The sequence below is a fragment of the Cryobacterium luteum genome, assembly GCF_900110125.1.
In the GTDB taxonomy this organism is placed as follows: domain Bacteria; phylum Actinomycetota; class Actinomycetes; order Actinomycetales; family Microbacteriaceae; genus Cryobacterium; species Cryobacterium luteum.
Window position 1 is genome coordinate 347,670 of the sequence record NZ_FOCN01000002.1, and the last position, 18,712, is coordinate 366,381.

At 67.0% G+C, this 18,712-nt stretch carries 16 protein-coding genes and 1 riboswitch; of the genes, 14 read left to right on the top strand and 2 right to left on the bottom strand.

Features of this window, described 5'->3' with window-relative positions; translation table 11 throughout:
- Positions 1–54: 54 nt before the first annotated feature.
- From BMW72_RS03870 to mnhG, 12 genes are all read left to right on the top strand, one after another.
- On the top strand, positions 55–1,209 hold the full coding sequence (locus BMW72_RS03870; RefSeq protein ID WP_092107426.1) for a WxL protein peptidoglycan domain-containing protein: 1,155 nt from the start codon (positions 55–57) through the stop codon (positions 1,207–1,209).
- A complete protein-coding gene (locus BMW72_RS18950) occupies positions 1,206–2,030 on the top strand; it encodes a hypothetical protein (RefSeq protein WP_194088168.1) in 825 nt (274 codons plus the stop codon). Before BMW72_RS03870 ends, BMW72_RS18950 begins: the two co-directional genes overlap by 4 nt.
- Positions 2,031–2,311: 281 nt before the next feature.
- The gene (locus BMW72_RS03880) at positions 2,312–3,118 is read left to right on the top strand and encodes a sortase (RefSeq protein WP_166787743.1); all 807 of its coding nucleotides are present in this window, start codon (positions 2,312–2,314) and stop codon (positions 3,116–3,118) included.
- Between the two features lie 306 nt (positions 3,119–3,424).
- Positions 3,425–4,189 carry a phosphate ABC transporter ATP-binding protein PstB gene (pstB, locus tag BMW72_RS03885; RefSeq protein WP_420838512.1) on the top strand — a complete coding sequence of 255 codons (765 nt, stop codon included), beginning with the start codon at positions 3,425–3,427 and terminating at the stop codon, positions 4,187–4,189.
- An 83-nt stretch (positions 4,190–4,272) separates the two neighbouring features.
- Entirely contained in the window at positions 4,273–6,081 is a 1,809-nt protein-coding gene (locus BMW72_RS03890) for a protein kinase domain-containing protein (protein ID WP_092107432.1), read from the top strand.
- Positions 6,078–6,992, top strand: a complete 915-nt coding sequence (locus BMW72_RS03895; RefSeq protein ID WP_241983946.1) for a lytic transglycosylase domain-containing protein — start codon at positions 6,078–6,080, stop codon at positions 6,990–6,992. The genes BMW72_RS03890 and BMW72_RS03895 overlap by 4 nt, the downstream gene beginning before the upstream one ends.
- Before the next feature lie 124 nt (positions 6,993–7,116).
- The gene (locus BMW72_RS03900) at positions 7,117–10,098 is read left to right on the top strand and encodes a Na+/H+ antiporter subunit A (RefSeq protein ID WP_092107434.1); all 2,982 of its coding nucleotides are present in this window, start codon (positions 7,117–7,119) and stop codon (positions 10,096–10,098) included.
- The gene (locus tag BMW72_RS03905; RefSeq protein ID WP_092107436.1) at positions 10,095–10,631 is read left to right on the top strand and encodes a sodium:proton antiporter; all 537 of its coding nucleotides are present in this window, start codon (positions 10,095–10,097) and stop codon (positions 10,629–10,631) included. Before BMW72_RS03900 ends, BMW72_RS03905 begins: the two co-directional genes overlap by 4 nt.
- Positions 10,628–12,235 carry a Na+/H+ antiporter subunit D gene (locus BMW72_RS03910; protein ID WP_092107437.1) on the top strand — a complete coding sequence of 536 codons (1,608 nt, stop codon included), beginning with the start codon at positions 10,628–10,630 and terminating at the stop codon, positions 12,233–12,235. Before BMW72_RS03905 ends, BMW72_RS03910 begins: the two co-directional genes overlap by 4 nt.
- Positions 12,232–12,825 carry a Na+/H+ antiporter subunit E gene (locus BMW72_RS03915; protein WP_092107439.1) on the top strand — a complete coding sequence of 198 codons (594 nt, stop codon included), beginning with the start codon at positions 12,232–12,234 and terminating at the stop codon, positions 12,823–12,825. Before BMW72_RS03910 ends, BMW72_RS03915 begins: the two co-directional genes overlap by 4 nt.
- Positions 12,822–13,091, top strand: coding sequence for an MrpF/PhaF family protein (locus BMW72_RS03920; RefSeq protein ID WP_338419455.1), 270 nt, complete (start codon positions 12,822–12,824; stop codon positions 13,089–13,091). The genes BMW72_RS03915 and BMW72_RS03920 overlap by 4 nt, the downstream gene beginning before the upstream one ends.
- Positions 13,088–13,432 carry a monovalent cation/H(+) antiporter subunit G gene (gene mnhG / locus BMW72_RS03925; RefSeq protein WP_241983947.1) on the top strand — a complete coding sequence of 115 codons (345 nt, stop codon included), beginning with the start codon at positions 13,088–13,090 and terminating at the stop codon, positions 13,430–13,432. The genes BMW72_RS03920 and mnhG overlap by 4 nt, the downstream gene beginning before the upstream one ends.
- A 5-nt stretch (positions 13,433–13,437) precedes the next feature.
- On the opposite strand, the gene BMW72_RS03930 is transcribed toward mnhG, so the two are convergent.
- On the bottom strand, positions 13,438–14,607 hold the full coding sequence (locus tag BMW72_RS03930) for an LLM class flavin-dependent oxidoreductase (protein ID WP_092107441.1): 1,170 nt from the start codon (positions 14,605–14,607) through the stop codon (positions 13,438–13,440).
- Between the two features lie 197 nt (positions 14,608–14,804).
- Positions 14,805–14,893, top strand: a riboswitch (ZMP/ZTP riboswitch).
- 21 nt (positions 14,894–14,914) lie between these two features.
- Between BMW72_RS03930 and glyA the strand changes: the two genes are divergently transcribed.
- Both glyA and BMW72_RS03940 read left to right on the top strand, forming a co-directional pair.
- Positions 14,915–16,207: a serine hydroxymethyltransferase gene (gene glyA, locus BMW72_RS03935; RefSeq protein WP_277871551.1), complete on the top strand. Its 1,293-nt coding sequence runs from the start codon at positions 14,915–14,917 to the stop codon at positions 16,205–16,207.
- Positions 16,208–16,445: 238 nt separating this feature from the next.
- A complete protein-coding gene (locus BMW72_RS03940) occupies positions 16,446–17,330 on the top strand; it encodes a bifunctional methylenetetrahydrofolate dehydrogenase/methenyltetrahydrofolate cyclohydrolase (protein WP_092107443.1) in 885 nt (294 codons plus the stop codon).
- 52 nt (positions 17,331–17,382) lie between these two features.
- Here BMW72_RS03940 and lhgO read toward each other — a convergent pair whose 3' ends face one another.
- Positions 17,383–18,585: an L-2-hydroxyglutarate oxidase gene (gene lhgO / locus BMW72_RS03945; RefSeq protein ID WP_092107445.1), complete on the bottom strand. Its 1,203-nt coding sequence runs from the start codon at positions 18,583–18,585 to the stop codon at positions 17,383–17,385.
- Between the last annotated feature and the right edge of the window lie 127 nt (positions 18,586–18,712).

Below are 18,712 nucleotides of genomic sequence, written 5' to 3' on the forward strand. Positions count from 1 at the left end.
GAGCAGTTCACTCCTGACACGTTCACTATTGATTTGTGCAAACCGAAAGATTCCATGACTACTCGTGTTTCGGCCCTCGCGCGACTGACGGCGGCCCTCGCCGCAGCCCTGCTTCTAGCTTCTCCCACCGCGGCGTTCGCCGAGGGGGAGAACGCTGTGACCTGGAGCGTGCAGCCGTCAACGCCGCAGGGACCGGATGATCGCCCCGAGTTCGACTACACCGTCGCCCCGGGCGCCACCATCAGCGATTGGGTCGCCATCTCCAACTTCTCCTCCCGTCCCGCCACTTTCCGGGTGCACGCGGCAGACGCCACAACCGACTACACCACCGCCGCATTCACCCTGATCGGTGCTGACCAAGCATCTGTCGACGCGGGAGCGTGGACATCCGTCGACTCCGCCGCGGCGGTCTGTGCTGATACCAACGACGCGGCCGAAAGAGCCTGCGCGGCAGGTCTGGGCGTGACCATCACCCTCGAGCCCGGCAGTCGCGCCGATGTGCCCTTTACTGTGACTGTGCCCCACGATGCGACACCGGGCGATCACGCCGCGGGCATCGTGGCCTCGTTCCAGTCCGAAGCGGTCGATTCCACCGGGTCAGCCGTCAGCGTTGAGCAGCGGGTGGGCACCCGCATCTATCTGCGGGTCGAGGGTGCCCTGCTTCCCAAGCTAGCACTGACCGGGCTTGTCTCGGGCTATGACGGCTCCTGGAACCCTTTCGGCGGCGGTACCGGGCGGATCGGATTCGACGTGGCCAATACTGGCAACATGCGCCTGACGGCCACGCCGGCCGTGCACCTCACCGGCCCCTTCGGCACCGATTTCGGCACCGTCACCCTCGACCCGGTAACCGATGTGCTGCCCGGCGGCGTTGCCCATGTGGAGGCCCTTTTTGCCGACGTGCCGCCGCTCATGCTGCTGTTCGCCGATATCACCCTCGCTGCCGCTCCGGCCTCCGGTGTTGCAGCAGCGCAGGATGCTGCGCCTGCCGTTCTCACGGAGTCCACCGTCGCCTGGGCGGTGCCGTGGTCTCTGCTCGGGACCATCGCGGTGCTCGGTGGTGGGACCGGGACCTGGTTCTGGTGGCGTCGCCGGTCGCGACAGCTCCTGGGATTTGAGCTTGCGGCTTTCGCCGAGCAGATCCGTACCGAAGAACGCATCAACCGCGGGGCATCTGCCCCCGAACACGAAAGTGAGACCGCCCGATGAACGCTGTTCCCGTAACTTTCACCCCGGGCGAAGCTCGCCCGCCGAAACGCCGCAGCGCGGGGCGCCTGGTGGCATCAGCTCTGCTGCTCGGTGCGGTGACGGCGAGTCTTGGGCTTGCGGGCGGCGGTGCGGTGTTCGCCGCTGACGGTCAGGACACCGACTTCACGGTGACGATCCCCACGCCAACGCCAACGCCCACGCCCACGCCCACGCCTTCGCCCACGCCTTCGCCAACGCCTACTCCAACGCCTGACCCGACGGTCGTGCCGGTTGCCACGGTGCCTCGCGCCACTGTGGGTCGCGTGGGCGGCGTGGGCGCCGGTACCGCTGCCGCCGGCGGCGTAGACGGCGCTGCGGACGAGTGCACTCCGGTCGAGCCGACCGTGCCGACGGTTCCGGCTACGACCGGTGAAAATGCCACCGTTGACCAAAAAGTCTACGAGCCAGGGCAGAAGGTGACCGCAACAGCCTCTGGGTTTGGCGTCGGAGAGCAGGTGCAACTGGTCATGTTCTCTGAGCCTGCCCTGGTCGGCAGCTTCACCGCCGACGCGCAGGGTCAGGTGCAGGCGGTTTTTCCCGTGGACGAGGCGGCCCTGCCGGGCACGCATGCGGTGCAGTTCACGGGATGGTGCACAAGGATCGCCCTGACCACTGTGTTGGTCGGCTCTGACGCGCTGGTGGCCTCGGCTACTTCGTTTCCGATGTGGGTCTGGGGAGCCGGCGGCGTTGTCGGCACGGCCGGGCTTGCATTGGCTGGCGGGCACCTGCTTCGTGTGATGCGGGTCCCAGCGCTGCCCTCGGCGACGACGACGAGCGCCTAATGGCGACGTCCACAGCCCTGCCTGCCCCATCGAGCACACCCAACACTATGGGCGTTGCCGCGCCGTCGCGGCCGCCGTCGCGACCGACCGGCATCAACCGTTTTGCGGTCACCGAGAAGTTCAGTCGCGTGCTTGCGCCGCGCCGCGCCGCGCCTAGCGGTGGCCCGCGGAAGCCGCCCCCCCGAGGCCCGGCGCGGGCAGGTGGCTCGCGGCTTCCGCCGCCGCCCCGCCAGCTCGCACCGAAGGACACGCGCTGGTGGGCAGGTGCAGCGATTCTCACCGTGTCATTGCTGCTTCTGGGTTTTGTGAGCCACGTGGCGCTGTTCTCCGTCTTCCAACACCATCGCGCCCAAGACCTCAGCTATCAGCAGCTGCGCACGACACTCGCCAAGGCGGAGACCCCGGTCGGTCAACTTGATCTGGATGCCGAACTTGTGACCATTGGCACTCCGGTGGCGCTCATCCAGATCGGCGCAACAAAACTTACTGAAGTGGTCGTCGAGGGGTCGACCGGTGAGGCGCTGCGCGCCGGCGCCGGTCACCGCCGGGATTCGGTGATGCCCGGCCAGGCTGGCACGAGCGTGATCCTCGGACGACAAACCGCGTATGGCGGACCGTTCGGATCCTTAAACGAGTTGAAGCCGGGCGACGAGATCGCTGTGACGACCGGACAAGGCGTGCACAGCTACACCGTGTTCGCCCTCCGCCGGGCGGGCGACCCGATGCCAGCACCACTGGCGCAAGGAAAAGGCCGGTTGGAGTTGATGACCGCCGACGGTCTCGCTCTCTTCCCGTCCGGTGTGCTGCACATCGACGCCGAGCTCACCTCCCCCGTGCAGACCACCCCGACTAAGGTACTTGCCTACCCGGCGCTCCCCCCGATCGAGCGGGCAATGGGACAGGACCAAAGCCGCCTGTTCAGCTCCTTCTTCATGTTGGTCATTTTCGCCGCAGCCGGAATCACACTCTGGTGGCTCTGGACTCGCTGGGGCAAATGGCAAGCCTGGCTGATCGGTGTGCCCATCATGCTCGCCCTCGGCGTCACCACCGCAGACACCATCATGAACGCGCTGCCTAACCTTCTCTGATTTTATCGCACCTGAACTTTCACCTCACGATACTCAAGGACACCAATGACTGCCCAGTCTCCATCTCGGCCCGCTTACCACAACGACCTGACCGACGTACACCTGACGGCTGCGGATGCTGCAGAGCTGGCCGCCGTGCGCGTACCGCTGCACTCCGAAGATCCCTCGTTGGACCTCACCACGGTACTGGAGTCCGTCGAGAGCGACACGGTGCTGGGTACGCGGCCGGAGACCTCCCTGAATGCGGATGCAGAAATCATCGATGCCCATGTTCGCTCTGACGCTCCGCGACCGGTCTTATCGGCTCTGGAGGCGCGGGATGTCTCCGCGTGGTTCGGCACGCACAAGGTGCTTGAACGAGTCTCGCTCACGATGGAGGCCGGCCAGGTGACGGCCTTGATCGGCCCGTCCGGCTGTGGCAAGAGCACGTTTCTGCGCATTCTCAACCGCATGCACGAACTGGTGCCGCTGGCGTCGTTGGCCGGCGAGGTGGTACTCGACGGAGCCGACATCTACGACCGCACGCGCAAACTCACCGACGCCCGACGCCACATCGGGATGGTATTTCAAAAGCCCAATCCCTTTCCGGCGATGTCCATCTACGACAATGTGGTCGCAGGGCTCAAACTCACGGGCATCCGCGCCTCTCGCGACGAGAAAGACGAAGTCGTCGAACGCAGCCTCACCAGCGCTGGACTCTGGCGCGAGGTCAAGGACCGGCTGCGCCAACCGGGCGGTGGGCTCTCGGGCGGACAGCAGCAGCGGCTCTGCATCGCACGCTCACTCGCGGTAAAACCGAAGGTGCTGCTGATGGACGAACCCTGCTCGGCGCTCGACCCCACGTCGACGCGCGTGATCGAGGAGACAATGGGCGAGCTGCAAAAGGAGGTCACAATCGTGATCGTCACCCACAACATGCAGCAGGCTCAACGGGTCTCGCAGAAGTGTGCATTCTTCCTGGCATCCCAAGGCACGCCGGGCGGAATCGTGGAGCACGGCGATACGGATGCCATGTTCTCCGAACCCCAGGACGAGCGCACTTTCGACTACGTGAACGGCCGGTTCGGATAGCTGATGAACGGGAACGCTCCGACGGATCGGCCGCTCATCCTCGGGGCCTCCACTGTCGAGGCCGCACATGAAAATTCGGGCAGATGACACCCGGCAACGACGCAGAACTGCTCGACGGGCGGTACCGGCTGGGCGAGCTGCTCGGCGTCGGCGGGTCGGCATCCGTATTCGCTGCGGAAGACCTAACCGCCACCGGCCAGGGCGACCAGACGTGCCTGGTCGCGGTGAAAATGCTGCACCCGCACCTGTGTCGTGACGCCGCGACTCGGGAGGCCTTTTTTCGGGAAGCGCGCGCCGCGAAACCGCTGAGGCACCCCAACGTTGCCGCCGTGCACGAGTTCGGGCTGCACGAGGCGGGTGGCGTGACGATGGCGTGGATCGCCCTCGATCTTGTTGACGGGCCTACCATCTCCGACTGGGTCGAGGCCAACGGCCCCCTGCACCCCGCGTCGGCGGCGGCCGTGCTCGACGGGGTACTCGCCGCACTCGAAGCCGCGCACGCGCTGGGGATCGTGCACCGGGACGTCACTCCGCAGAACGTGATGCTCGACGGCGCTGGCAGAGCGCATCGGGGCGAAGCGCTCACCAGCGCACAGGTGCGGCTGGTCGATTTCGGGCTCGCCGCCGCGACCGGGTACGCCGCCCTCGGCAGCGACGTGCTGCTCACTGAGCACGAGCCTGCGGCGAGTGGCGACGCCGGCCCCGACGCGGCGGCGACTAGTGAACGGGCACCAACCGGTGTGGTCGGCAACGTGAATTTCATGTCGCCCGAGCATGCGCAGGGCAAACCCGTGCGCGCTGCCGGTGACCTGTACCAGTGCGGTGCACTGCTGTATTTCATGCTCACCGGGCAGCCGCCTTACCCACGAGACGTGGCCGCGCTCGTGCTCGAGGCGCACGTCTCAGCACCCCCGCCGGTGCCCTCCGTGCTGGTACCCGCAGCGCGGGCGCTGGATCGCATTGTGACGCGAGCGATGACGAAAACACCGGCGCGGCGCTACCGCACCGCGGCCGAGTTTCGCACGGTCCTCGCCGATGCCATCAGCCGGGACACGAGTCGACTGTCAGCCACGGATGCGACCGCGATCGCTATCGGACCAGACAGCCCGACGGCTGTCACCAAAATGCTGGCTCCGGGTGGGGCAGGCAATCTCGACTATCTGACTCCTCTGGAACCCGCCGCAGACCACGAGACGACGCAATCGGCGTTCGTCGGAAGCGCCGGCGGTGTCGTCACCATGCTCAGCATCGCTGCCGTTATGGGGCTCGCGATCTGGGGAACCATCTCCGCAACGGCCGGCCCCGGGATGTCCGAGCCGACATCCCCGGGATACGTGACCAGCCCGACAGCGACCGCCATACCACCGCACGCGCCGACTGCGACGCCGACCGTGCCTCCGACCGTTCCCCCGACCGCGACGCCGACCGTGCCGGAGCAGGTCATGATGCCGACGCTGTTCGGCACCCTCACCGACGCCGAGACCACCCTGCGCGCCGCCGGACTTACCCTGGGCACCATCACCCGCATCGAATCGGCCGAGGTCGCCGACCGGATTCTCAGCCAGTACCCAACCGCCGGAGAGCCGCTCCCGGCCAGCTCCACCGTTGATGTCACCGTCGCAAGCGGCACGAACACGGTGCCGCAAGTGGGCGGGATAAGCGCCGCGGCGGCGATCGCGCTGCTGCAATCTGCGGGCTTCGCGGCCACGATGATCCCCGTGGACGGCCCAGTGACGGCGACCGTTACCGGTACGCAGCCCGGAGCCGGGGCGGTGCTTCGCGTCGGGCTGACCGTGACCCTACTCCTGTCCACCCCAGCTCCCTCGCCTGGCCCGGAGCCGACATCGACCGCCCCGCCCGCGGCGCTGCCCGGCCGACAGGAGTCATCATGAACCTCGATACCACCAGACAGGGCCCCCTGAACGCTGAACCCAGCGGTTTCCTGGAGCCAAGCGACGACCGGGCATACTGTGCTGGTGTCACACCCGAGCGGCGCAAAAAACGCACAGTTCTCGCGCAGATCGGCATGTTCCTCAGTATCGGTGTGATCGCCGTCGCAGCGACCGCCGCGATGAACCTTGCGAGCCTGAAGTCTGCGCCGATACAGCCGCCTACGGCCATGGCGGAGGTCGCCCCGCCCCCGGGCAGCGCCACCGTGAGCGGGCAACCTGCACCGAATACGCAGAACACCCCGGACGCGTCGTTGGGATCGGCCAGTGCGGCGGTGGCGCCCATCGTTGGTGTCGACCCGGCGTGGGCAGAGAATGTCTCGGCCGTGACCGGTATTCCGCGTCGGGCGCTGACCGCCTATGCCGCCGCTGACCTGACCGTCGATGCCGAACAACCCGGCTGCGGAATTGGCTGGAACACTCTCGCCGCGATCGGGGAGATCGAATCAGGGCACGGCAGCCACGGTGGCGCTGTGCTCAGCGACACGGGATACCCGACACCCGCGATTCGGGGGATTGCGCTCGACGGCAACGGGGCCGCCGCCATCGCCGACACCGACGGCGGTGCGTGGGACGGCGACACAGTGTGGGACCGAGCGGTCGGGCCGATGCAATTCATCCCGGAAACGTGGGCGCGGTGGGGTGCCGACGGCAGTGGGGACGGTGCCGCCGACCCGAACCAGATCGACGACGCGGCGCTGGCGACCGCCCGATACCTGTGCCACGGCGGCGACATGACCAGCACCGAGACGTGGCGCGCCGCTATATTCTCGTATAACCACGTCGATTCGTACGTGAACGATGTGGCCGCTGTGGCCAACCAATACGCGCAGCACCCAGCGAGTGCACGATGAGCCCGCTCAGCTCCAACCCGGTGATGGTCCCATCGAGAGGCGTTTCGCGGGTCACCATCCAGATACCGCCTGTGGGCGGGTAGGCTAGACCTTTACACCCCGACCTGACAAGCCTGGAGGACGCATGGTTTCATTCCTCCTCGCATTCATCGCTGTGTCGGTGCTCACGCCGTGGCTCACCCGGTATCTGGGCACCCGCGTCTTCTACCTGATCGCCCTTCTGCCGGCCGGCGCCTTCGTGTACACGCTCACCCAGACCGCCACGGTCACCGCCGGCGGAGCTGTGACCCAGTCGATCCCTTGGATCCCGCAGCTTGGCATCAGTCTCTCTTTTCGGGTCGACACCCTGGCCTGGCTTCTCGCCCTCGTCGTGACCGGCATTGGCGCCCTGGTCCTCGTGTATTGCGCCCGCTACTTCACCGACGACGAACCGAGCCTGGGCCGGTTCGCGGCCCTGCTACTGGCCTTCGCCGGCACCATGTACGGCCTGGTCACCGCCGACGACCTCGTGATCATGTTCATGTTCTGGGAGATCACGAGTGTGCTCTCCTACCTGCTGATCGGGCATTACACCCACAAACGAGAGAGCCGCGGCGCCGCCCTGCAGGCGCTGATCGTGACGACGTTCGGCGGCCTGGTCATGCTCGTGGGCGTCGTGATGATCTCCGTCGCCTCCGGCACCACGAGCCTGGCCTACATCGTGGCCAACCCGGTGACCGACGCCATGGGAACCTGGGCGGTGCTGCTCATTCTGGTGGGCGCGCTGTCGAAGTCGGCGCTCGTGCCCTTCCATTTCTGGCTGCCCGCCGCGATGGCCGCGCCGACCCCGGTCAGTGCCTACCTGCATGCCGCAGCCATGGTCAAGGCCGGCATCTACATCGTCGCCCGACTGGCCCCCGGCTACGCCGACAGTGACGGCTGGCTGCCGGTGCTCGTGACCCTGGGCGTCTGGACCATGGTCGTCGGCGCCTGGCGGGCGCTGCGCCAGTACGACCTCAAACTGCTGCTCGCCTACGGCACCGTCAGCCAGCTCGGCTTTCTCATGATCGCGATCGGTTTCAACACCCGCGACACCGCCCTCGCCGGCGCCGCGCTGCTGCTCGCGCACGCCCTCTACAAAGCCACGCTCTTCCTCGTGGTCGGTGTCATCGATCACCGGGCCGGCACCCGGGACTGGCGGGGGCTCAGCGGCGTCGGCCGCAGCGCTCCGGCACTCGCGGCAATCGCGCTCGTCGCGGTCGCCTCGATGGCCGGCCTGCCGCCCCTGTTCGGTTTCGTCGCCAAGGAAGCCGTGTTCACCTCGCTACTCGACGCCGGCGTCGGGGGATCCGGCTGGGGCTACGTCGCCCTGATCGGCACGGCCGTGGGATCGGTGCTCACGGTGGCCTACAGCATCCGCTTCTGTTGGGGAGCTTTTGGAACCCGCAAGCAGCAGCCGAACACCGTGCTGCATGCGAGCCCGTGGGACACCCTGCTCGCCCCCGGTGTGCTGACGGTGGTGACGATTGGCCTCGGGCTGTTCGCCTCGGTGCTCGACCCGCTGCTCGCGCCGTACGCCGACACCGTGCCGGGCACCGGCAGCATCACCGAACCGCCGTACCACCTCGCGCTCTGGCACGGGCTCGAGCCGGCGCTGTACCTCAGCGCGGTCGTGCTGCTGCTCGGGGCGCTTCTGTTCCGGGCCCGCCGCGGGGTGTCGAAGCTGCAAGCCAGGGTGCCCGACTACATCGACGCCGGTCGCGGTTACGGCAAGGCCATTCGCGCCGTCGATCGCGTCGCCGCCCGGGTCACCCACTTCGCCCAGCGGGGCGGCCTGCCGCAGTACCTCGGCACCATTCTGAGCGTGTTCGTGGTGGCCCTCGGTTTTGCGGCCTTCGTCAACCGCAGCTGGCCCGACTCGATCGTGCTCTGGGATTACCCCGGCCAGGTGCTGATTGCCCTGATCATGGCCATCTGCGCGGTCATGGCGGCGCGGGTCGGGCAGCGGATGACCGCCGTCATCCTGGCCGGCGTCACCGGTTACGGCCTCGTCGTCCTGTTCGCCTTTCACGGCGCCCCCGACCTCGCCCTCACCCAAGCGCTCGTCGAATCGATCACCCTGGTGATCTTCGTGCTCGTGCTGCGGCGGCTGCCGGCGAACATCGCCCAGCACAACAAGCCGGTGCGCCCTAAACGCCGCCTGCTGATCGGCAGCCTCGTGGGCCTGGTCATGGGCACAATCGGTTTCATCGCGCTTGGTGCGCGCGACTTCGAAAGCATCGCGGGCGCCCTGCCGCGCCTGTCGGTCGAGAACGGCCACGGCGACAACATCGTCAACGTGATGCTCGTGGACATTCGGGCCTGGGACACCATGGGCGAAGTGTCGGTGCTCATCGTGGTGGCGACCGGCGTCGCGAGCCTGCTCTTCGTCTCGGGTCGTAACGCGGTCGTGCCGAGGCTGAAGGAATCCCGCAGCCTGCGCTCGGTCGCCAACCGGCGCCGCGTCGTCGCCGACCCGGAGGTGTCGAGCGAGGGCCACGCCGTCACCCGGCAGGCTTTTCTGCTCGCCGGGCGCAAGAACGACCCGCGCAGCCGGTCGATTCTCATCGAAGTGCTCGTACGGTTGCTGTTTCACCCGGCCATGATCGTGTCGATCTACCTGCTCTTCGCCGGCCACAACCTGCCCGGCGGCGGCTTCGCCGGCGGACTGCTCGCCGGCCTGGCCCTCGTGGCCCGCTATCTCGCCGGCGGACGCTACGAGCTCAGCGAAGCGGCCCCGATCGACCCGGGCAAGATCCTCGGTCTCGGCGTCATCCTCGCCGTCGGCATGGCCGTCGTCTCGCTGTTCTTCGATGGCATCCCGCTCGAATCGGCCTATTTCACGGCGACCGTGCCCGTGCTCGGCGACCTGTCGTTCGGTACCTCGACCATCTTCGACATCGGCGTCTACCTCGTCGTCATCGGCCTGACCTACGACATTCTGCGCAGCCTCGGCAGCGAGATCGACCGGCAGAGCGAGGCCGATGAGATCGGCCCGCAGCCGGAGCCGGTCGAGCCGTCCACTGACACGGCCGCCGGCCTCAGCATCCGCCCCCTGCACGAGACCCCGAACGGAGGAGCCCAGTGAGCGCCTCCCTCACCCTCGTGGTTCTGATGGCCGTCATGTACGCCGCGGGCGTCTACGTGATGCTCGAACGCAGCCTCACCCGGGTGCTGATCGGCTTTCTGCTCGTCGGCAACGCCACCAACCTGCTCATCTTCATCATGAGCGGCCGCCCCGGCAGCTCGCCGATCGTGACCGGCACGAGCCTCGACGACATGGTCGACCCCATTCCGCAGGTGCTTATGCTCACCGCGATCGTGATCAACTTCGGCATCACCGCTCTGCTGCTCGCCCTCATCTACCGGTCCTGGTGGCTGGCCCAGCTCGGCGACGAGGGCGACACCCTCACCGACGAGCACGCCGCCGAGAGCGCCGACCAGGCCGACGACGCGTTCCGCTCCTCCTCCGACGACGACGACGCCATCGCCGAATCGCTCGACGAGTTCGAGCGTGGCGACGGTGCCACGAGCGACGAAGACACCGCTGCGAGGAAAACGGATGCTGCCGGCCGCGCCGCCGCATCCGCTTCGCCTCGTGACGGGGAGGAGAAGCGATGACCGCCCTCGTTCCCCTCATCGTCTGCCTGCCGCTGCTCGGTGCGGCGATCGCCCTGATGCTCGGCCGCCGCCGCCGCCTGCAGGTGCTGGTGAGTGTGCTGAGCCTCACCGCGGCGACGGTGATGAGCGCCGTGCTGCTCGTGCTGGTCGACCGCTTCGGCCCGGCCGTGGTGCAGGTCGGCAACTGGGAGGCGCCGTGGGGGATCGTACTCATCGTCGACCGACTCTCGGCGATCATGCTGCTCATCTCGGCGCTCATGCTGCTCGGCGTGCTGTTGTTCGCCGTGGGCCAGGGCATCGTCGACGGTGATACCGAAACCCCGGTGTCGATCTTTCACCCCACCTATCTCGTGCTGGCGGCCGGGCTGTTCAACGCCTTTGTCGCCGGTGACCTGTTCACGATGTATGTCGGTTTCGAGATGCTGCTCGCAGCGAGTTACGTGCTGCTCACCCTCGGTGGCACCGGCGCTCGCATTCGAGTGGGCATCACCTACATCGTCGTGAGCCTGGTCTCGTCGTTGCTGTTCCTGAGCGCGATCGCCCTCATCTACGGCGCCACCGGCACGGTCACCCTCGCCCTCATCGCCGAGCGGATGCCCGACCTCCCCGCCGACATCCAGCTGATCCTCGGGCTGTTGCTGCTGATCGCCTTCGGGGTGAAAGCCGCCGTGTTCCCCATGTCGTTCTGGCTCCCGGACTCCTACCCGACCGCGCCCGCGCCGGTCACCGCGGTTTTCGCCGGGTTGCTCACCAAGGTCGGTGTGTACGCGATCCTGCGCACCCAGACGCTGTTCTTTCCCGACAACCAGTTCTCGATGCCACTCATGATCGTGGCGGGGCTGACCCTGCTCGTGGGTATTCTGGGCGCCCTCGCCCAGGCCGACATCAAACGGCTGCTGTCGTTCACCCTGGTCAGCCACATCGGCTACATGCTGTTCGGCATCGCCATCGGCACCCCGCTTGCCATCGCCGCGACGATCTTCTACGTCGTGCACCACATCACCGTGCAGACCACCCTGTTCCTGGCCGCTGGGCTCATTGACCGGGTCGGCGGCACCACCTCGCTGTCGCGCCTCGGCGGGCTGCTGGGGTCGTCGCCGCTCGTGGCCATTTTGTTCTTCCTCGGTGCGCTGAACCTCGGCGGCATCCCCCCGTTCTCCGGCTTTCTCGGCAAGATCGCCCTGTTCCAGGCCGGCACCATCGTTGGCGACCCGATCATCTACGTGCTGATCGGCGTCGGGGCGCTCACGTCGCTGCTGACCCTGTACGCCCTGGCCCGGGCCTGGAACATGGCATTTTGGCGGCCGAAGAAGCAGGTCAAGAACTACACCTCGTCGATGTCGGCCTCGCTCGTGGAGGACCCGCAAGACGAGGGAATCGTGCTGAAGAAGACGATCTCCCCGCTCATGGTCGGCGCGACCACGAGCATGCTGGTGCTGACCCTGGGCCTGACCGTGTTCGCCGGGCCCATCTTCGACCTGACCACCCGGGCGGCCGGCAACATCAGCTCGCCGTCGACCTACATCGACGCCGTGTTCCCGAACGGCACCGGGTCGATCGCCGACAGCAACCTCGGCACCAACTTCGAAGGTGGTTCGAAATGACCACGCCCCACGAGCGCCTTGAAGCGGTCGGCAACCAGATCCCGCCGCTGATCGCCCTGATCGTGCTGTGGATGCTGCTCTGGGGCGAATTCTCCTGGCTCAACCTGCTGGTCGGGCTTGTCGTGGGCCTGGTCGTGACCGTGGCGTTCTATCTGGTGCCGGTGCAGCTGAGCGGGCGGGTGCATCCGCTGCACACCGTGGTGTTCTTCGTGCGACTCATTTTGGATATCGTGCGGGCGTCGATCGACGTGTCCTGGCTCGCGGTGAAGCCCCGACTGGTCACCTCGAACGCCATTCTGGAGATTCGGCTGCGCTCTCGCAGCGACCTGATTCTCACCTGGACCGCCGTGGCCACCTCGATTGTGCCCGGCTCGATCGTGGTCGACATCGACCGGGAATCGTCTGTTTTGTACCTGCACGTGCTCAATATGCACAGCGCCGGCGACATCGAGAGTTTTCGACGCCGGGTGCTCGATACCGAGCGGCGCATCGTGCGCGGGTTCGGCTCACGCGAAGACGTCGAGCGGATGCGCGGGGTGCTGCCCGCACATCGGCGCACAGCCCGCTTGATGAGAAAGGGACAGTCATGATGTTGCAGATTGTGGCCGTGGTCGCCTCGGTCATGTTCGGGATCGGTGCGCTGCTCTCGGTGTACCGCATCGTCGTCGGACCGAGTGTGCTCGACCGGGTCATCGCCTCGGACGTGCTCGTCGCGACGATCATCTGCGCTCTCGCCGCCGAGATGGCCCTGAACCGGCATACCGACACCCTGCCCGTGTTGCTCGTTCTGGCCCTGTTCGCGGTGCTCGGATCGCTCAGCGTCGCCCGCTTTCTGCCCGCTCGGGACAGCGCGTGAGCGGGGTGCTGCACGATGTGCTCACGGCCATTCTCGTGCTGGCCGGGGCCGCCATGTGTCTCGCCGCCGGAATCGGGCTCATCCGCTTTCCTGACGTATTATCTCGCCTGCACGCCGCGACCAAGCCGCAGATCTTCGGTCTCATGGCCGTGACAGCGGACGTCGCGATCAACAATTTCTCGGTCGGCACCGTCACGCTGGTGGTCGCCATCGTGGTTTTTCAGGCGCTGACCGCGCCGATGGCCGCCCACCTCGTGGGCCGAGCCGCCTATGAGACCGAGCACCTGCGGCCCGATCTGCTCATCGTCGACGAGCTCAAGGGCCGCCGCGCCGAGCAATGAGCCGGCTACTGAACCCGGCGGAAGGAGGCGTCGGGTTGGGTCGGCGCGATGGCCGCGGCGGTGTCGAGGTCGTCGTGCAGCACAGCGGCGGCGGCCGCCGGAGCATGCGCGGCGAGGCGGAGGGACTCGTGAGTGGGGGCATCCGGTGTGTCGGCCGGGCGGTTCTTCGCGAATTCCCGGCGCAGCACGGGCACAACCTGTTCGCCCAGAATGTCGAGCTGCTCGAGCACGGTCTTCAGGGGCAGGCCGGCGTGGTCCATCAGCCAGAGCTGGCGCTGGTAGTCGCCGACGTAGTCGCGAAACCCGAGGGTACGGTCGATGACTTCCTGCGGGCTGCCCACGGTGAGCGGGGTCTGCGCGGTGAAGTCTTCCAGGCTCGGGCCGTTGCCGTAGACCGGGGCGTTGTCGAAGTAGGGGCGGAAGTCGCGTTTGGCGTCCTGCGAGTTCTTGCTCATGAACACCTGGCCGCCGAGTCCCACGATGGCCTGGGCGGCGGTGCCGTGGCCGTAGTGTTCGAACCGCTCGCGGTAGAACTGCACCATCTTCGCGGTGTGCGAGGCGGGCCAGAAGATGTGGTTCGAGAAGAATCCGTCACCGTAGTACGCGGCCTGTTCGGCGATTGCGGGGCTTCGGATGCTGCCGTGCCAGACGAAGGGCGGCACGCCGTCGAGCGGCCGGGGGGTGGACTGGAACCCCTGCAGCGGAGTGCGGAACTGGCCCTCCCAATCGACGACCTCTTCGCGCCAGAGCCGGCGCAGCAGGGCATAGTTCTCGAGCGCGAGCGGGATGCCCTCGCGGATATCCTTGCCGAACCACGGATAGACCGGACCGGTGTTGCCGCGGCCCAGCGTGAGGTCCACCCGGCCGTCGGCGAGGTGCTGCAGCATTGCGTAGTCCTCGGCGATTTTCACCGGATCGTTCGTGGTGATCAGCGTCGTGGCGGTGGAGAGAGTAATGCGGGAGGTCTGCGCGGCGATATATCCGAGCATGGTGGTCGGCGAGGACGGCACGAACGGCGGGTTGTGGTGCTCACCGGTGGCGAAAACGTCGAGTCCCACTTCTTCGACCTTCTGCGCGATGGCGACCATGGCCTTGATTCGGGCGTTCTCGGTCGGGGTGTTACCCGTGGTGGGATCGGTGGTCCTGTCTCCGACCGTGAAGATTCCGAACTGCATCTCAGCCTCCAAAATTCAATGCGTCTGCATGTATATTTAGCCTAACGGACGACCTGCTGCGTCTATTCCCGGCCATGCGCGGTTCGTGGCACGTGTTTGAGAGGATGGCACGCGTTGCAACCAGTGCCAACCTCTCATCCGAGTGCCGCGAGGTGAGCGGATGCCGCGATCGCGGCCGGCGGCATCCGCTGATATGCTGAACAAGTCGCAACTGGCGTAGCACGAAGATGGGTCACCATCGGGGAGCGACTGACACGGTTAGTGGCCGCACGCCTGGGCCGCAACATCCATATATAAGGAGAACTCCGTGCCTGATTCCGCCACCGTCCTGAAGTCGACTTTCAACGAACCACTCTCGGTCGTTGACCCCGAGATCGCCGCCGTGCTCGAGCAGGAGCTCGGCCGCCAGCGCGACTACCTCGAAATGATCGCGAGCGAGAACTTCGTTCCGCGCGCCGTGTTGCAATCGCAGGGTTCCGTGCTCACCAACAAGTACGCCGAAGGCTACCCGGGGCGCCGCTATTACGGCGGCTGCGAGTATGTCGACGTGGCCGAGCAGCTCGCCATCGACCGGGCCAAGTCGCTCTTCGGCGCCGCCTACGCGAACGTGCAGCCGCACTCCGGCGCCACCGCGAATGCCGCGGTGCTCTCGGCCATCGCCACGCCCGGCGACACCATCCTCGGCCTCGAACTGGCCCACGGCGGCCACCTCACCCACGGCATGAAACTCAACTTCTCGGGCAAGCTGTACAACCCGGTCGCCTACGGCGTCGACCCGGAGACCTTCCGCGTCGACATGGACGTCGTGCGCGACAAGGCCCTCGAGAGCAAGCCGAAGGTCATCATCGCCGGCTGGTCTGCCTACCCGCGCCACCTCGACTTCGAGGCCTTCCGCGCCATCGCCGATGAGGTCGGCGCGTTGCTCTGGGTGGACATGGCCCACTTCGCCGGACTCGTCGCCGCCGGCCTGCACCCCTCGCCGGTGCCGTACGCCGACGTCGTGTCGAGCACCGTGCACAAGACCCTGGCCGGCCCGCGCTCCGGCTTCATCCTGTCGCGCGACATGGCCCTGGCCAAGAAGCTCAACAGCAACGTGTTCCCCGGCCAGCAGGGCGGACCGCTCATGCACGTGATCGCCGCGAAGGCCACCGCGTTCAAGCTCGCCGCGACGGCAGAGTTCAAGGAACGGCAGGAGCGCACCCTGCGCGGTGCCAGCATCCTCGCCGACCGCCTCACCGCCGACGACTCGCGTGCCCACGGCATCGACGTGCTCACCGGCGGCACCGACGTGCACCTCGTGCTCGCCGACCTGCGCCACTCCGAGATCAACGGCCAGCAGGCCGAGGACGCCCTGCACGAGGTGGGCATCACCGTGAACCGCAACTCCGTTCCGTTCGACCCGCGCCCGCCGATGGTCACCTCCGGCCTGCGCATCGGCACGCCGGCCCTCGCCACCCGCGGATTCGGCGACGCCGAGTTCACCGAGGTCGCCGACGTCATCGCCGAGGCCCTCAAGCCCGGCGCCGACCGTGCCGCGCTCCGCACCCGTGTCGGCGCGCTCACCCAGGCATTTCCCCTGTACGACGGGCTGCAGCAGTAACTTTCTCGAAAACGGATGCCGCCAGCCGGCCGGGCCGGCGGCATCCGTTTACGCGTGGCTGCGCGCGTGCGGTTGCAGCGCACGGTTCCCTGTCTGCGCACTTGACCGGGCCCGGGCCCGGCAACTGGGCCCAGGTTACAACCTGGGCCTGCTTTCTGGGCCCGGGCCCGGAAAACAGGAACAGGACGACGGCACCGAAGTACAGCACAGAACCGAAAGACAACAGTAGGGAACCACGATGACGGCAATCACACTCGACGGGGTCAAGACCGCGTCTGACATCAAGACCGAGCTGCGGGACCGCATCGCCGCCCTGCGCTCCCACGGCGTGGTACCCGGCCTGGCCACCCTGCTCGTGGGCAACGACCCCGGATCCGAGACCTATGTTGCGGGCAAGCACCGCGACTGCGCCGAGGTTGGTATCGAATCGCTGCGCATCGACCTGCCCGGTTCGGCGACCAGCGCCGACGTGCGCGCCGCCATCAGCGACCTCAATAACAGCCGTGAGGTGACCGGCTACATCATCCAGCTGCCGCTGCCGGTCGGTCACAACGAGAACGCCATGCTCGAGCTCATCGACCCGTCGAAGGACGCCGACGGTCTGCACCCGACGAACCTCGGCCGCCTCGTGCTCGGCATTGAGGGCGAACTGCGGTCACCGCTGCCGTGTACCCCGGCCGGAATCGTCGAGCTGCTGCGCCGCTACTCTGTGCCGATCGTCGGCAAGAAGGTCGTCGTCGTGGGCCGTGGCCTCACCGTGGGGCGCCCGCTCGGCCTGCTGTTCACCCGCAAGGGCCTCGACGCGACGGTCACTCTGACCCACTCGCGCACGGTCGACCTCGCCGGCGAGGTGCGCCGCGCCGACATCGTGGTGGCCGCCGTCGGTGTGCCGCACCTCATCCAGGCCGACTGGATCAAGCCGGGCGCCGCCGTGCTCGACGTGGGAATCACCCGCGTGCACAACGAGGAGACCGGCAAGGGCCGTCTGATCGGCGACGTGCACCCTGACGTCGCCGCAGTCGCCGGGCACCTCTCACCGAACCCCCGCGGTGTCGGCCCGATGACCCGCGCCATGCTGCTCTCGAACGTGGTCAAGGCCGCCGAGCAGACCCTGCTGGCCTAGCGGGTAAATTTCGAACGGCGCCGGAGCTGCCCGGCCGACCGACTCAGGCGAGTCAGCTGAGTCGTGACAGTTCGGCTGCGGCTGCGGTTGCGATATGCCGGGCGATCTCGAGGGCACTCGTGGCGGCCGGAGATGGCGCATTGAGCACATGGATCTGGCGCGGTGCCTGCTGGATGATGAAGTCGTCGGCGAGTGACCCGTTCGGTCGGATGGCCTGTGCTCGCACTCCGGCACCGGCCCGCACGATATCGTCGCGGGTGATTTGCGGCACCAGGCGGGCCAAGCTGGCGGCGAACAACTGTTTCGAGAAAGATCGGGCGATCTCCTGGGCTCCGGTGCGCACGTTGCGCCGGGCCAGGTGTAGAAAGCCGCGGTAGGTCACCGCGTCGCGGGTGTCGCGCAGATTCATTTGGCCCCAGGCGTAGCCCTCGCGAGCCAGGGCAAGTACGGCGTTGGGCCCGGCGTGCACGGAGCCGTCGATCATCCGAGTCAAGTGAACGCCCAAAAACGGCAGTGCGGGATCGGGAACGGGGTAAATCAGCCCGTTCACGAGGTGGCGCCGCGGTTCGCGAAGCTCGTAGTATTCCCCGCGAAACGGGATGATGCGCACGGTGGGTGTCAGCCCGGCAAGCAGCGCGATGCGGTCGCTGTGCAGACCTGCGCAATTGATCAACAGGTCTGCTCGCACGACTCCAGCAAAATGCTGCACGGTGACGTTCTGAGCGGTGACCGCAATGTCGGTGAGACGGGTGTTGAGCAGCAACTCGGCACCGTTGGCCTGCGCCAGTCGCGCGAGAGCATTTGCGACGGCAACGTAATCAATGATGCCGGTACCTTCGATGCGCAAAGCTGCGACGGCACGAACGTGGGGCTCGTAGTCGAGCGCTTCTGCCGCCGTGATGAGGCGCGCCACGGCGCCGTTGGCCAATGCCCGCTCGTGCAGGGCGTGCAACCGCGGCAGATCGCTTTCGGTGACGGCGACGATGAGTTTACCTGTTCGCCGGTGCGCGATGCCATTGTCGGCGGCGAACTGCAGCATCGACCTGTTTCCGGCCTGGCACATGCGCGCTTTCATCGAGCCCGGCACATAGTACGGGCCGGCATGCACGACGCCGGAGTTGTGACCGGTCTGATGGGCCGCCCAGCGCGCTTCCTTCTCGACGAGCGTGATTTGGGCTCCCCGTCTGGCCAGTCGTTCCGCAACGGCCAGACCGACGATACCTCCACCGACAATCACAACGCGACGGTTGAACATATCTGCCTCTTTCGCGCGTCGGGCCGCGCAGTCGGGAGACCCCCCAGGGGCCGATCCGCAGGTGAGCGGATCATCGGCTGAAACTGACGAACAGCCGAGTGTGGCATGTTCCACGGAACTTCGACGC